15 protein-coding genes are annotated in these 13,357 nt (G+C 37.1%); 11 read left to right on the top strand and 4 right to left on the bottom strand.

Annotation, left to right across the window (positions count from 1 at the left end):
• Positions 1-72 precede the first annotated feature (72 nt).
• Together D1094_RS07940 and D1094_RS07935 are read left to right on the top strand one after the other, a co-directional pair.
• Positions 73-468, top strand: a complete 396-nt coding sequence (locus tag D1094_RS07940) for a GNAT family N-acetyltransferase (protein WP_118959571.1) — start codon at positions 73-75, stop codon at positions 466-468.
• Positions 469-496: 28 nt separating this feature from the next.
• The gene (locus tag D1094_RS07935; RefSeq protein WP_118959570.1) at positions 497-862 is read left to right on the top strand and encodes a GFA family protein; all 366 of its coding nucleotides are present in this window, start codon (positions 497-499) and stop codon (positions 860-862) included.
• Positions 863-866: 4 nt separating this feature from the next.
• On the opposite strand, the gene D1094_RS07930 is transcribed toward D1094_RS07935, so the two are convergent.
• Positions 867-1,673 (bottom strand): ABC transporter substrate-binding protein, encoded by an 807-nt coding sequence (locus D1094_RS07930; protein WP_118959569.1) that lies wholly within the window; start codon positions 1,671-1,673, stop codon positions 867-869.
• A gap of 41 nt (positions 1,674-1,714) precedes the next feature.
• Complete coding sequence (locus D1094_RS07925) at positions 1,715-2,188, bottom strand: potassium channel family protein (RefSeq protein WP_118959568.1); 474 nt, start codon at positions 2,186-2,188, stop codon at positions 1,715-1,717.
• A 251-nt stretch (positions 2,189-2,439) separates the two neighbouring features.
• Between D1094_RS07925 and D1094_RS07920 the strand changes: the two genes are divergently transcribed.
• Both D1094_RS07920 and D1094_RS07915 read left to right on the top strand, forming a co-directional pair.
• The gene (locus tag D1094_RS07920) at positions 2,440-2,652 is read left to right on the top strand and encodes a hypothetical protein (protein ID WP_118959567.1); all 213 of its coding nucleotides are present in this window, start codon (positions 2,440-2,442) and stop codon (positions 2,650-2,652) included.
• 70 nt (positions 2,653-2,722) lie between these two features.
• Positions 2,723-3,136: a glutaredoxin domain-containing protein gene (locus tag D1094_RS07915; RefSeq protein WP_118959566.1), complete on the top strand. Its 414-nt coding sequence runs from the start codon at positions 2,723-2,725 to the stop codon at positions 3,134-3,136.
• Between the two features lie 78 nt (positions 3,137-3,214).
• Here D1094_RS07915 and D1094_RS07910 read toward each other — a convergent pair whose 3' ends face one another.
• Positions 3,215-5,149, bottom strand: a complete 1,935-nt coding sequence (locus D1094_RS07910) for a DNA topoisomerase III (protein ID WP_118959565.1) — start codon at positions 5,147-5,149, stop codon at positions 3,215-3,217.
• Positions 5,150-5,363: 214 nt separating this feature from the next.
• Here D1094_RS07910 and D1094_RS07905 point away from each other — a divergent pair, with 214 nt between their 5' ends.
• Positions 5,364-6,038, top strand: a complete 675-nt coding sequence (locus tag D1094_RS07905; protein ID WP_118959564.1) for a glutathione S-transferase family protein — start codon at positions 5,364-5,366, stop codon at positions 6,036-6,038.
• A 114-nt stretch (positions 6,039-6,152) separates the two neighbouring features.
• On the opposite strand, the gene D1094_RS07900 is transcribed toward D1094_RS07905, so the two are convergent.
• Positions 6,153-8,048, bottom strand: a complete 1,896-nt coding sequence (locus tag D1094_RS07900; RefSeq protein ID WP_118959563.1) for a beta-ketoacyl synthase — start codon at positions 8,046-8,048, stop codon at positions 6,153-6,155.
• 130 nt (positions 8,049-8,178) lie between these two features.
• Here D1094_RS07900 and D1094_RS07895 point away from each other — a divergent pair, with 130 nt between their 5' ends.
• From D1094_RS07895 to D1094_RS07870, 6 genes are all read left to right on the top strand, one after another.
• Positions 8,179-9,204 (top strand): GlxA family transcriptional regulator, encoded by a 1,026-nt coding sequence (locus D1094_RS07895; RefSeq protein ID WP_118959562.1) that lies wholly within the window; start codon positions 8,179-8,181, stop codon positions 9,202-9,204.
• Between the two features lie 156 nt (positions 9,205-9,360).
• Positions 9,361-10,170: an NF038132 family protein gene (locus tag D1094_RS07890; protein ID WP_118959872.1), complete on the top strand. Its 810-nt coding sequence runs from the start codon at positions 9,361-9,363 to the stop codon at positions 10,168-10,170.
• Positions 10,171-10,367: 197 nt separating this feature from the next.
• A complete protein-coding gene (locus D1094_RS07885) occupies positions 10,368-11,105 on the top strand; it encodes an ABC transporter substrate-binding protein (RefSeq protein WP_182440129.1) in 738 nt (245 codons plus the stop codon).
• 147 nt (positions 11,106-11,252) lie between these two features.
• Positions 11,253-11,897, top strand: a complete 645-nt coding sequence (locus D1094_RS07880; RefSeq protein WP_118959560.1) for a dUTP diphosphatase — start codon at positions 11,253-11,255, stop codon at positions 11,895-11,897.
• 98 nt (positions 11,898-11,995) lie between these two features.
• Positions 11,996-12,652, top strand: a complete 657-nt coding sequence (locus tag D1094_RS07875; protein ID WP_118959559.1) for a DUF2726 domain-containing protein — start codon at positions 11,996-11,998, stop codon at positions 12,650-12,652.
• A gap of 125 nt (positions 12,653-12,777) precedes the next feature.
• Positions 12,778-13,299 (top strand): type II secretion system protein, encoded by a 522-nt coding sequence (locus D1094_RS07870; RefSeq protein WP_118959558.1) that lies wholly within the window; start codon positions 12,778-12,780, stop codon positions 13,297-13,299.
• Positions 13,300-13,357: the final 58 nt, after the last annotated feature.

The following is a 13,357-nucleotide window of genomic DNA, read 5'->3' as shown; positions in this document are numbered from 1 at the left end:
AACCTCCTAGAGGCACATTGATATAATGTGCCTTTTTATTTTTACATGACATATGAATTAGAGTAGAACTCTTTGCACAAAATAATAGAAAAAGTTGTCTCAGCAGAAGATTTTGTCAGGTTAAGGAAAGTGTCTGGTTTAACCCCTAGAAGCTTATTGGCCGCACAGAAGGCATTGCCTAATAGTTTATACGGTGTGCATATTACCCTAAATAATGAGGTAATAGGAATGGCGAGAGTTGTCGGGGATGGTGCACTTAATTTTGATATTGTAGATGTTGCCGTTGATCCTAAACATCAAGGCCAAGGTTATGGCACGATGTTAATGGAATACGTGATGAGTTATATTGATCAATCTGCTATGCCAACAGCCTACATCACCTTGATGGCAGATGTGCCAGAGCTGTATTTAAAATTTGGGTTTAAGCTGAGTCGACCAAAAAGCGAAGGTATGTACATCGTTAAATAAATCAATAAAAACTTAATAGGATTAAAAGATGATTAAGGCAAGCTGCCACTGTGGCAATGTGCAAATAGATATTAAAGCTAAGGTTGATTCACTTACTTGCTGCAATTGTTCAATATGCCATCGAATAGGTGCTCGTTGGGCATACTTTAACCCGCGTGATATTAGAGTGATTCATAAAGATGTGCCTACTAATACCTATCAATGGGGAGACAAGATGATTAATTTTCATCACTGCCCTTTATGCGGTGTTACAACACATTACACAGTGGTAGATGCAAACTCAACACGTATGGCAATAAACTTTAGACAAGTAGCAAGGGAAGTAACCAAAGATTTACCTATTAAGTATTTTGATGGCGCAGATACTTGGAAGTTTGTTGAAGAGCCTTTTTAGGTGACTATTGTCGGTTAGGGTTAATAATCCCCTTTTGAATAGCAGCATTGAGCCGTTCAGAAATAAGTTGAGCAAGTTCCTGCTTTGTGGATTTCTTAGAAAAAACGATATAACTACCTACTGGCTGATTGTATTGGTATTTTGCTAATGAAACTTTCTGTTGAAAATCTTGCGAAGAAATCAGTGGCTTTATCGACTCTTCTCTTTCTATCACAGTGTCTATATGTCCCTTCAGTAACATGTTTATTAATTGTTCATGTGATGTTACTGCAACCTTTTTTATCGCCTTATTTTCATCAAATTCTTTAAAATAGGCACCGCCACGTATAGTGCCAACTAATAGCCCTTCGAGATCATTTAATTGGTTTATGGTTAACTGACGCGAGTTTAAGGTAAAAAATCGTAATGGATGATGCTGCATTAGATACGGTGGTTCGATAAAAATGAGATCTTCTTCGCGTTTAGCTGATTTTAACAAACTCATCATCATGTCTGCTTGACCATTTTTAACCATGGTTAAACAGCGCGCAAAGGGGCAATGAATATAATCGATAGATATATTCAGATCTTGAGTTACAAGGTTGATTATATCTATATTATCACCAACCCATTGCTCATTTACAAACTCAACGTACGGTGGCTCAATAAACATAGCCACTTTTAATTGTTGCTGGTTTGCTTGCAAAGGTAAACTGAGCAAAGCAAAGAAACTAAAGATAAGGGGTAAAGATCTCATATCTTTAGTGTAGTAAAATAGCTTTAATAGATCATTAAATAGATTAAAAACTTTACCACTTTGCAGAGAAATCATAGGGCTCAAATCAAAATATAGTCTTTTATTGTGAATAGCTACTACTTCATAGATTCTAGTTTTTTTTCTAATTCAGCGAGTTTTATATAAATCTCAGCATTTTGCTGAAAGATATCTTCATTCTGTTTTCTTAATTCACGGTTTTTAATATTGGTATCAGCAAAACCAAAAATTTTGTTGGCAAATATAGCACCTACTCCCCCTAAAATGCCGACCCCTAAAATAAACATCACAAAGACCGCTGCTCTGCCTATGAAAGTCACGGGATATACATCACCAAAACCAATAGTGGTTGATGACATCATCATAAGCCATAACGCATCAGCATAGGTTTGAACAGGTGAGGTTTCAACGGTAATTTCAGCTAAATAGGCGACATAGCCTAAACTTAAATTTAATACACTAAAAACGGCAAAAGATAGTAGCCCTAAAATGCCATAGTTATAGTTTTTTACGCCAAATTCATCCAACTTGTATAGGTTGGTTTTTTCCATAGCATTTTGCAGAATAATCATAAAGGTAGTCTCAATTTTCAGTTCGAATTTCTTAATATTTTACATAATATTATTTTAATCGAGTAAATAGAAGTAGTTAATGATGATGTTATTCGCAAGTTATAAAAACCATAGTTGTGTATACAATATATTTTTGTGGACAGTGAAAATTATCAATGTTAGGGTGGAAATGATTTTTTTTAGTAGTATTAAATCAAGGAATTAGCTTACAAGCTAAGAGTTTATAAAATAAAAAGTATGGAAATATAACAATGAATAAAAAAATTGCGTCGTTGATGTTAGGTTTAGGTTTAGGTTTAGGTGCTTTAACGGTACAAGCGGGACCTGATGGTCAATGTAATGGCCAGAGTGATGAGTCATGTATACAGCAAGAGAGATTATGTATGAATAGTGGTGCTTCTTATACATTCTGTGATCGCCAACTTAGTCGTTGTTTGTATAATGCATTAAATTGTCAAAGATAAGCTATACCGTGACACTTTAAATTATCTATGCAGTACCTAGTGCTGCATTTTTTATTAGGAAAAATGAGATATGGATAATCAAAATAGTTGGGCGCATAAGATAAAAGAAGTTATTAGCTACGGTTTAATTGTAACTGTTGGTTTAGCCATGGGGTATGGAGTTAAGTATGGTATTGAAAAATACAATGAAGAACCGGCTTTTATTCAAACCAATACACAGGCTCACTTTGAAAATACAAATAATAAAGTGGTTATATACACTACGCAATGGTGTCCTTATTGTAAAAAAGCGAAAAAATTTCTCACTGAAAAAAATATAGCATTTACTGAAAGGGATATAGAGTTGGGTGATAAAACTATTGATGATTTATTTGCTTCAATTAATAGCCCTGGAGTACCCAAAATTGTGATTGGAAATGTCATTATTAATGGTTTTAATACACAGCTAATAACTAAAAACTTAAATGATCAAACATTGTTGTAAGTGCTTTTATTGTGAAGTTTCCTCAATCAATAAAAAATGAAAGGGATCTGATTATCATTATCAATCATTGTCTTTCATTTAACTTGCTTTCTTCTTAGCAAACTTTTTTTTGCCACGTTTAGGTTTAAAAGACACTTTCGGTAAACCAGAGAAGTCTTGTTGGCTAGCGCTATTTACCATGTCAGTAACGGTTTGTGTTAAAGGGGCCATAAAGTGCTGGTAACTTGTTGTCTTTTCGCTAATTGCCGTTAATGAGGCTTCCCATTGGGCTGTCATGTCGGGCAAAGTAGCATGCTCAGGTAAGGCATTAATTAACGCTTTACCTGTTTCAGTGGCTAATATTGTTTTGCCTTGTCGCTTTAAAAAATCACGTTTAAAGAGCAGTTCTATAATACCTGCTCTTGTCGCATCTGTACCTAAGCCATCAGTATCTCGTAACACTTTTTTAATGTTCGCATCTTTAACATAGCGCGCAATCCCTGTCATAGCACTTAACAGGCTAGCATCAGTAAATGATGCTGGCGGCGAGGTGTGTTTTTCAATTAGCTCTCCCTTGGTGCATTGTAATACTTGCCCTTTAGTTAAAGAAGGAAGCTTTTGCATACTTAGCGTTGATTCATTCTGTTCTTTTTTGTTTTTTGGGAATAATGCTTTCCAACCTAATTGAGTTTCTTCATTAAGCTGACAAGTAAATAAGCCATTAGCAATTGTGACCGTTATTTTGGTTTGTTGATATTGATAAGCAGGGTAAAACTGCAATAAATACTGCCTAACAATGAGCCCGTAAATATTTTTTTCAAAAGGGTTTAGTGCTATGTTGTTGGCTGACTTTTCGGTAGGCACAATAGCGTGATGTGCGGTAACTTTTTTATCATTCCAAGCTTTGCTTTTTAGGGAAGTATTGGCTTGCTCTGCTTGCTGTTGTATTGATAGTGGCTGTGCAGGCAAGCTACTTTGACAAAGCATTTTAACAATAGTGGGGGCTTGATGAAATTGCTCTTTAGGGAGGTATCGGCAATCTGAACGCGGGTAAGTGATTAGCTTGTGCTTTTCGTAGAGTGCTTGGCAAACATCGAGAACAAGCTTGGCATTCATCGAAAACTGTTTTGCGGCACTAATTTGTAAGCTTGATAAATTAAAAGGTAAAGGAGCATTTTGTTGCTTTTGCTCATTGCTTACCTTATTAACAACAGCGGGTTGATTAGTGATGCGGTTAATAACATTTTCAGCTAAAGCTTTATTAAGTACACGCCCTTCTTCATCACAATGGGGTTGGCAATGTTCACTCGGTTGCCACTTTGCTGTAAAATATTCATTTTGTTCGGTTTGTAAGTGTGCAAATACCTGATAAAAAGGTTTACTGACGAAGTTTGCAATATCTTGTTCGCGCTTCACTACTAAGCCAAGCACTGGGGTTTGTACTCTACCCACTGATAGTACGCTATTAAAACCCGATTTTTGCCCTTGAATAGTGTAGGCGCGGGTAAGATTTATTCCATAAAGCCAATCAGCTCTAGAGCGCGCTAGTGCAGAAATCGATAACGGCATGAACTCGCTATTATCTTTAAGCGCATTAAGCGCCCTTTTTACTGCGGATAAATTCAAATCACTGATCAGTAAACGCTTAGTTTTTAATTTTTTTGTTTTAGGTACTTTTAGGTAATCAATCACTTCATCAACGAGTAGTTGACCTTCTCTATCAGGATCGCCAGCATGGATAATTTCACTGGCTTGCTTTACGAGTTTTCTTAAAACGGTAAGTTGACTTCGAGTGCGATAAATAGGCTTGAGTTGCCACTGCTCGGGAATAATAGGCAAGGTTTCCATTTGCCATTTCTTAAACTGTAAGTCGTAATCTTCGGGATTAGCTTGCGCCAAAATATGACCAATACACCAACTCACCATATCACCATTGGCTAGTTCAATATGAGTTTTGTGGTTTTTATGGGGCTTAGGTAATGCTGCCGCAATCGCGCGACCTAAACTTGGTTTTTCAGCAATATATAACTTCACAAGGATTTGCTTTTAATCAACATAGCTATAGCATAACTCATGCACTGTTTTTATGTACAGTTAATTTGTGTGAGTGTTTTCTTTATGCTGATATTTCATACAGATATTTTTTTGATTTTGTGTGATCTTCTTTGCACTGAGATACGTATTTTTTTTGGGTAAATTCGATACCAATATCGGTGGTTGAATCAACAGATAAGCAATTAGGAAATATATGATTACAGTACACCATTTAAATAATTCACGTTCGCAACGTGTTCTTTGGGCGTTAGAGGAACTAAAAATTCCATACCAAGTTAAACACTATGAACGAGACCCCAAAACAAATTTAGCACCAGAGCAATTGAAACAGGTTCATCCCTTAGGCAAATCTCCTGTCATTACTGATGGTGAAAAAATGATTGCTGAATCAGGTGCCATTATTGAATATCTCAGTGAAACTTATGGTGACTCATCGTTTATACCAGCTGTGAAAAGCAGTAGTTATTGGCAATATAAGTATTGGCTTCATTTTTCAGAAGGCACAATGATGCCTCAGTTATTGTTAGCTTTAATTTTTAAAAAAATTGTAGCGCGTTCATTACCATTTATTGTTAAGCCTATTGCTAAAGGGATTGCTAAAAAAGTTATGGATGGATACGTTCTAAAAAATATTGGTGATAATTTAGCGCTGATTGAAATTCATTTAAAAGAAAATGAATGGTTCGCAGGTGACACTTTAACAGGTGCTGATATTCAAATGAGCTTTCCTTTAGAAGCGTGGGCTTCACAAAATAAACATAACCCAAGCTACCCTACAATTATTGCGTATGTGAAGCGTATTCAAAACAGGCCTGCTTATCAAAAAGCTTTACAGGTTGGTGGGGCATATGATTATGCAAATATTTAGGTCGTAAAGAACACATTAAAAGTTGCTTATACAGACTTATTCTAACGAATATTTGCTTAAGGTTACACGCTAAGATATCTGTAATAACGTATAACCTCGCAAACATTATTGGGCTTATACCATATCGTTGAATGGATTTTTATTGGGCAAATCAATAGCGTGTTTATACTCAGCGAAGCTTAATTGCTTATTGTTTATCTCAATGGCATCTTCATCGAGTAAGCCTTCACCAAACTTGTAGATAATATCGAATTGTCCTTGGTTGGCATTGTCTCGATATTGCTGTTGCGCGTTTTTAACATCCGAAAGCTTTTCATGGTAAGTTGTCATGGCGCTTTCACCATAACGTTTTGATAGCATATCAAGGCTTACTTTAGCTGATAACACTGTTGCCGTTGCATTATTACCACCAAAACCTTTTGAATTAATAAATGCTACATCCATATCGGGGCAGTGCCAATGTTCGGTTGCAATATTTAAATGTTGATTGTGAACATCTTCTGCGACTTCATCTATGGTAGTAACACCAGGCATAATATTGTCGTGAAATACACCTAACGCCATTGCCATTTGATCACCACTTGCTGGCCCTATTGTATGGCCTACATAAGCTTTTGGCGCCGCTACTGGCCAATTTTCAATATTAAATGACTCGGCAATACGATGATAAATAAGCGATTCAGTAACTCTATTTTGTGGTGTACTTGAACCATGTGCCAAAATAAAGCTGCGTTTTTGTAAGGCTTCTTTACCTAGTATTTGCTCGGCTAAGGCAACGGATTTTGCCATGGTAATATAGTTACCTGGACCTGGTGCAGTAATTGATTTTTTGAATCCATCAGCATTAATGAATACATCAGCGACTGAACCCATTATGTTTGCACCCATTTCTAGTGCTAATGCGTCATCCATCAGTACAACAAATTGTGCGCCTTCACCTATGGTAAAACCGCAGTTTCTACCAAAAGGTCTACTGGTTCTTCGATGATCAGCTTGCTCTGCAGCATCTAACTTTTTAAGACCTTCTTCATTAGCCAAAGCACTCATATTACCGAACCCTTCAACAATTTCTGGTGTAATCGGTGCTTCACTACTGCCAACAATAGCAACACGAACACGACCTGCATGAATATCATGCACGGCAGCTCTTAAATTATAAAGAAAAGTTGCACAAGCACCTGATGAAGTAAAAGTAGTGCCAACATTGCCTGTGACGTATGCGTTTATAAAGTCAGTTGACATAGTATTTAAGCCAAGTGCTAATTGCTTAGTACTAACACGTGAACCCAATAAGCGGCTTTTTGCCATACCACCTAAGCCTTCATCCTGCATTTGCCCTGCGACAGAAGCTGAGTAAGCTCCAACTTGATCTGGGGTGATTTTTTCTAAAATGGCATCCCATTCAATGCCTGTAGAGCGAATAGCATCAGTCGCGGCAAAAATAGTCGCCTGCAAACCACGTGGCTGATAACGGCTATTGTAAAGCTTTTCAGGTAAAAAGCCGGTAGGCATTTGTCCGGCAGCTTTAATAGGATTGTTACGGTAAGTATCATGAGTAATCGTTAATTGCTCAGGGATTTCTACGCTGACACGCCCAGAATCAAGCTCAGTAACTATCCAAGATGCCGGTAGTGGTTTGGGTAGTTCTTTCGCTTTCAGTTCGAATTGTATGTGTTGTTCTGTCGGGGCTAGATTCATTTTTTGATGACCGTGCGTTGCATCGGGATCGAAATGGTTTTTTTCTATTTTTCGAATAAGCGTACCAGCAAGAATCTGTTGACCAAATTTAGTTTCAATCTCTTCATGGGCAACGGGGTTATTCTCACCGTCAACAAGTTGGCCATCTTTAAGTGATACTAAGTTCATTAAACTGGCTAAACCCAGCATTGTCTCTTGGCGCGCTTGTGCTGTTAATTTATCAATAACGATTCGACGAAAACCTTGATGAAAAGACGTACGGCCAGCAGCATTAATACCACCCATGCCAACAATTAAAGGTAAAGCAGTCATAGAAAAACCTAAATAATATTAAGAACTAAATTCATTAAGGTTATTTTAAACAGTCATGTAAATATTTTATCAGCTATAACGGCCTAAAAATATGTCATAATGGCCAATAGTGATTGTAGAGGTAATCAATATGACTAAACCAAAAATAATGCCAGACCACTTAAATGTCAGTTTAGCAATATACCAGCATGTTTTAGCAACGAGTTTAACCTTACCTGTTGAAATGCTTTTAGCGGGTGAAGCATTTGCTAAACGTTATAATCAATCAGCGAACACATTACTAACACAGTTTGTAAGTGATAGTGATGCGATGATTCGTTCAAGAGCAGGAATGAGTTTAGTGGCTGATGAAGTGTTAGCGGATAGTGGGCTTAATAGAACAATTCCTGATTTTATTATAGTTCCTAGCTTGTGGCGAAACCCAAGACCTGTAATAAGAAAGCAAGGACGATTAATTCAATGGCTAAATCATTGTTGGCAGCATGGTAGTACCTTAATCGGCGTAGGTACTGGTGTTTGCTTTCTAGCTGAATCAGGTTTGCTTGATAACCACCCTGCAACAACTCATTGGCATTATGGTGAACAATTTAAGCGTGATTATCCAAGGGTTGAGTTAAAACCCGACTTTTTTATTACTCAATCTGAACGGATATATTGCGCAGCGAGTTTGAACGCGCTTGCCGATATTATTGTACATATTATAGAGCAAACTTATGGCAGGGCAGCAGCACAAAATGTTGAACGGAATTTCTCACATGAAATTAGAAAACCCTATGAAGAACAACGCTATCTTGAAGGAGCAGTTGACCGCCATGCTGATGAACTAATTGCGCAAATTCAGTTTTGGTTAAGGACTAATTTACATTCAGAATTAAGTTTAGCGGAAGTTGCTGAGCAATTTGGCTTGAGTCAGCGCTCATTTACGCGGCGGTTTAAAGCGGCGGTGGGTGTTAGAGCAACACAATATTGGCAGCAACTTAGAATTGAGTCAGCAAAAGATTTATTAGCTTCAAGTAATTTAACCATTCAAGAGGTGGCTATTCATGTGGGTTATCAAGATCAAGGACATTTGACTAAGTTGTTTAAAACTCATTTAGGGTTAACCCCTAAACATTATCGTGCAATGGTGCGAAAAAAGCTATTTAGTCAAGATTAATGAATGTAGAGATAATGATAAGGATGTCAGCTTCTTTTACATTTTTACCTTTGTACATGCAAAAGAATCATTAAGTAATTGTTCTTGATGGGTTTATATTGTTGGCTAGATTTTTGCTTAGTGCTGGTTGATTTTAACCCAAAGGAAGAAGGGAATATGCAAAATTTTTTAAAAAACTCGAAAAAGGTTATTGCGGGTACCGCATTATCTTTAGTATTTTCAGTAACAGCCTCTGCAACAGCAATGCAAGGTACGTTTGATAGCGGTATTCCAGCAGGCTGGGATTGCACAGGCAATTGTGGTGCAGATGCAGCCAATGGTGTGGTTGTAGCACCGCCTACGGGTAACGATCAGTATGGTTGGGTATCAACGGCCAATGGTGTTAGTGGTACTGGTTTACCAGGTATTATTGGCAAAGAAGGTTCAGTGTTATTGTCAACATTATTTGCTGCTGATGCAGGTGATGATTTAGAGTTTTTCTTCAATTACGTAACTAGTGATGGCGGTGGTTTTGCTGACTATGGCTGGGCAAGGTTATTAGATGATAGCTTACAACAGGTGGCTATGTTATTTACTGCGCGTACTATGAAATCTGGCAATATTGTACCAGGTGAAAATATGCCGTTACCAGAAGCAACACTTACGCCTGGTAGTGTTGAAATTATTGGTGGGGCACCAGCATGGTCGGTACTGGGTGCTGATAGTGGGAAATGTTTTTCGGCAGGCTGCGGTTATACTGGTTGGGTTCAATCAAATTACAGCATTTTAAATAGCGGTAATTACTACCTTGAGTTTGGTGTTACTAACTGGACCGATAGTTCTTATGATTCAGGCTTAGCTTTTGATGGTATTTCTATTGATGGTGTTGCTATTGATGAGCCTAAAGATATTCCTGAACCTACAGGTATTGCTTTATTTGGTTTAGCGCTAATGGGCTTAGTTCGTGCTAAAAGAGCAAATAAGTAAGTTTTACTAAATTGACGTTTGAATGAATAGAATTTATGCTGGTGTTTACCTTTATTAAGAGAGTTAATTAAGGTAAACACCAGCATTTTTATTTTAAACTGAGCTAAAATATCTTATATGAAAACTTTATTAACTGTGAAAATTTTTTGAAGTTATATAAGCCGAGTTTTTTATCAGCTATTATTTATGTTTGTTATTTGACTCTAACAGCATGTAGTTTTATAGCTTATGCGAACGATAATCAAAAACAATTAACACTTGCAACGACACAATGGTGTCCCTATACCTGTGTATCACAAGGTGATAAAGGTAATCTTATAGGGAAGTACCTCTCTGATATTCTAGCTAAACACAATATTCATTTATCAGTACAAAGTTACCCATGGGCAAGAGCAGTTCGCCTAGCAGAAAATAAAACGGTTGATGGGTTACTGACTGCTACTCATGCTGAAGCCCCTAATTTATCCTTTACTGAACATCCAATTGCGAATTTTCAAGTGTGTTTTTATAGTCATCAAGCAAGTCATTGGCGATATCAATCACCTTTACGTCTTGATAACTTAACCTTAGGAGTTATTAAGGGCTATGGTTACCAAAAAGAGATAGATGATTATGTTAGTTTTAATCAATCAAGTGAAAAAATAATTTCTTTAAGTGGCGATCAAGGGCTACTTCGATTAATTGCGATGTTGAAAAAACAGCGAGTAGATGTGATTGTTGCAGACAAACTGGTGTTGAACTGGCAAGCAAAATCTAATCGCCTAGACCTAACCGGTATTAGAAACGTAGGCTGCACGGCAGCTCAACCTTTTTATCTCGCTTTAAATTCTGATTTACCTGAATTACATACTTTTTTAAATATACTCAATAATGAATTTGTCTTGCCTGAAAATCAAAAAAAATTAGAGAAACTTATAGAGCAGTATTCATTTTAGTTACAACGTTCTAAATATACTCATTACGTGCGATAAAATTTAAATGTTACCGCCTATAACCCAAAGCTAATTTGTACTTGTTAGTTCTGGCAACCTACGGCAAAATAGCTGTTCTTTTCAAAACAAATAATAAGTGATTTTACCCCCATGAGCGAACAACTTTCTGAAGCAATATCTATTGCCGAAAAGCAGATTAACCAGATGCTAACTATGCAAGATGCTATGAATAGTCGAGTAAGTGAAACTTGGCGTGATAATGGCTATGAATGGTACAGAGCTATTTGGGTAGAGTGTGCTGAAATGTTAGACCATCATGGTTGGAAATGGTGGAAACACCAAGAGATTGATGTTGCTCAAGTGCAATTAGAGTTAGTTGATATATTTCATTTTGGTTTAAGTTTACGGTTATTACAAAACGAAAGTGTAGAATCTATTTCTCACCAATTAGCAAAAGAATTGCACCAAGGTACTGGTGAAAGTGACTTTAAAATAGCGCTAGAAAACTTAGCTTCAGCTGCGGTAACTGACAAAGCCTTTGATGCTAAAGCACTTGCTGATTGCATGAGCTTGATGAACATGGATTTAAACGAGCTATTTCGTCAATATGTGGGTAAGAATACCTTGAACTTCTTCCGCCAAGATCACGGTTATAAAGAGGGCACCTACATTAAAATATGGCATGGTGAAGAAGACAATGAAGTGTTAGCTAAACTTGTTACAGAATTAGAGACTAGTGCTGATGATTTCCAACAACAGTTGTATAAGGCTTTAGAAGAAAAGTACCCAAGTTAAATCGTCACTATTACATCTCTGGCATAATTTCTGCTTAAGTAGAAATACGTAGTGCGCTTGTTAGTAAAGCGTCAAGAAATTGAATGCTGGAGATGTTTATGGAATTTATATTATTTGCTTTAATTAGTTTAATTGTCGTGGTGGCAGTTTTAGCTAGCCGATTAAATGACAACAGTTTTCCTTTTCCTTTCGATAGTAAAAATACTATTTTTACACCTGCAGAAAAAAACTTTCAAAACTTGGTAGAACAAGCCATGGGGCCAAAATATCGCGTGCTTAATCGCGTGAAACTATCAGATATTGTTACGATTAGACAAGGTGTTTCAAACAGAGCAAGTCAATCAGCAGCTGCTAATGCAGAAGGAAAATTTCTCGATTTTGTTATCTGTGATAGAAGTTCAATGACTTTACTAGGGGCTATTGATTTGGTTGATACACAAGGTAAAGGCTATAAGGTCAAAAAAGATTGGTTTGTGAGTGGCTCTTTAGAAGCAGCCTCTATCCCTCATTTGAGGATTAAAGTAAAGGCTAATTATACGCTTGATGAAATTCGTGCATGTATTCATAATCGGTTGTTAGCAAATAGAGGTGCTGCTTTAAAACCTCAACCTAAAATAAAAGGCCGGGTCATTCCTGCGCCGCTTGTTAAGGCGAGAAGTAAAAATACAGGTGCGGTAACCCCTGCAGCTGCGCAAGGTCAATTAGGGCAATTAGAAACCAATTTACATAGCCCTACAGCAGCCCTACCTCATTAATTTCACATATGTTCAGTGCTTTGTGAAAAGCACTGAACTGTTTGTATTGCTAATTTCCTCTTAAGCTTTTTATATTATTCAGGTAGAGTAAACCTTTACCTTAATAATAATGTAGCCAAGCTTAGATGCATAAAAACAATGGTTTTACCCTGATAGAATTAGTCGTTGTGATCGTATTGCTTGGTATATTGGCAGTAGTTGCAGCGCCTAAGTTTATAGAACTAAAGCGCGAAAGCCGCATAAGTATTCTCAGTCAGGTACAGGCTTCATTTAAGTCGGTTGCAAGCTTAACGCACAGTAAAAGTATTATTAAACAATTTGAAGATGGCACCATAGATATCGATGGTAATACTATTCAAATTAAAGGTAGCTATCCGACAGGTCACTGGAATAACACTTGGCGCTATGCACTTAACATAGGCAAAGAAATTGGCTATACACCAACTAACCAAACCTGTACGAAAAATGATTTGTGTGGTGTTGGCAATCAACGTAATGCTCCCAGCTTGCCCATTGCCACAACAAATCGAGGCCTAGTGTTGGTTTGGTTTGAAGGAATGAAGCTTTCAGATTTATGTTATAGCTATTATTATAATGATGAATTGGGTGACTTTCCTAAAACAGGTATGGTTACTGATGGCTGTTAGCGTGATTTATCCGTTTAACCCGTGCTTAAATTACTTAAAATCCTTTATAATGACAGTA

This window comes from Colwellia sp. RSH04 (assembly GCF_003545765.1).
GTDB lineage: Bacteria > Pseudomonadota > Gammaproteobacteria > Enterobacterales > Alteromonadaceae > Colwellia.
Note: the sequence above shows the minus strand (reverse complement) of the source record. Positions and strands in the feature narration are given on the sequence as shown.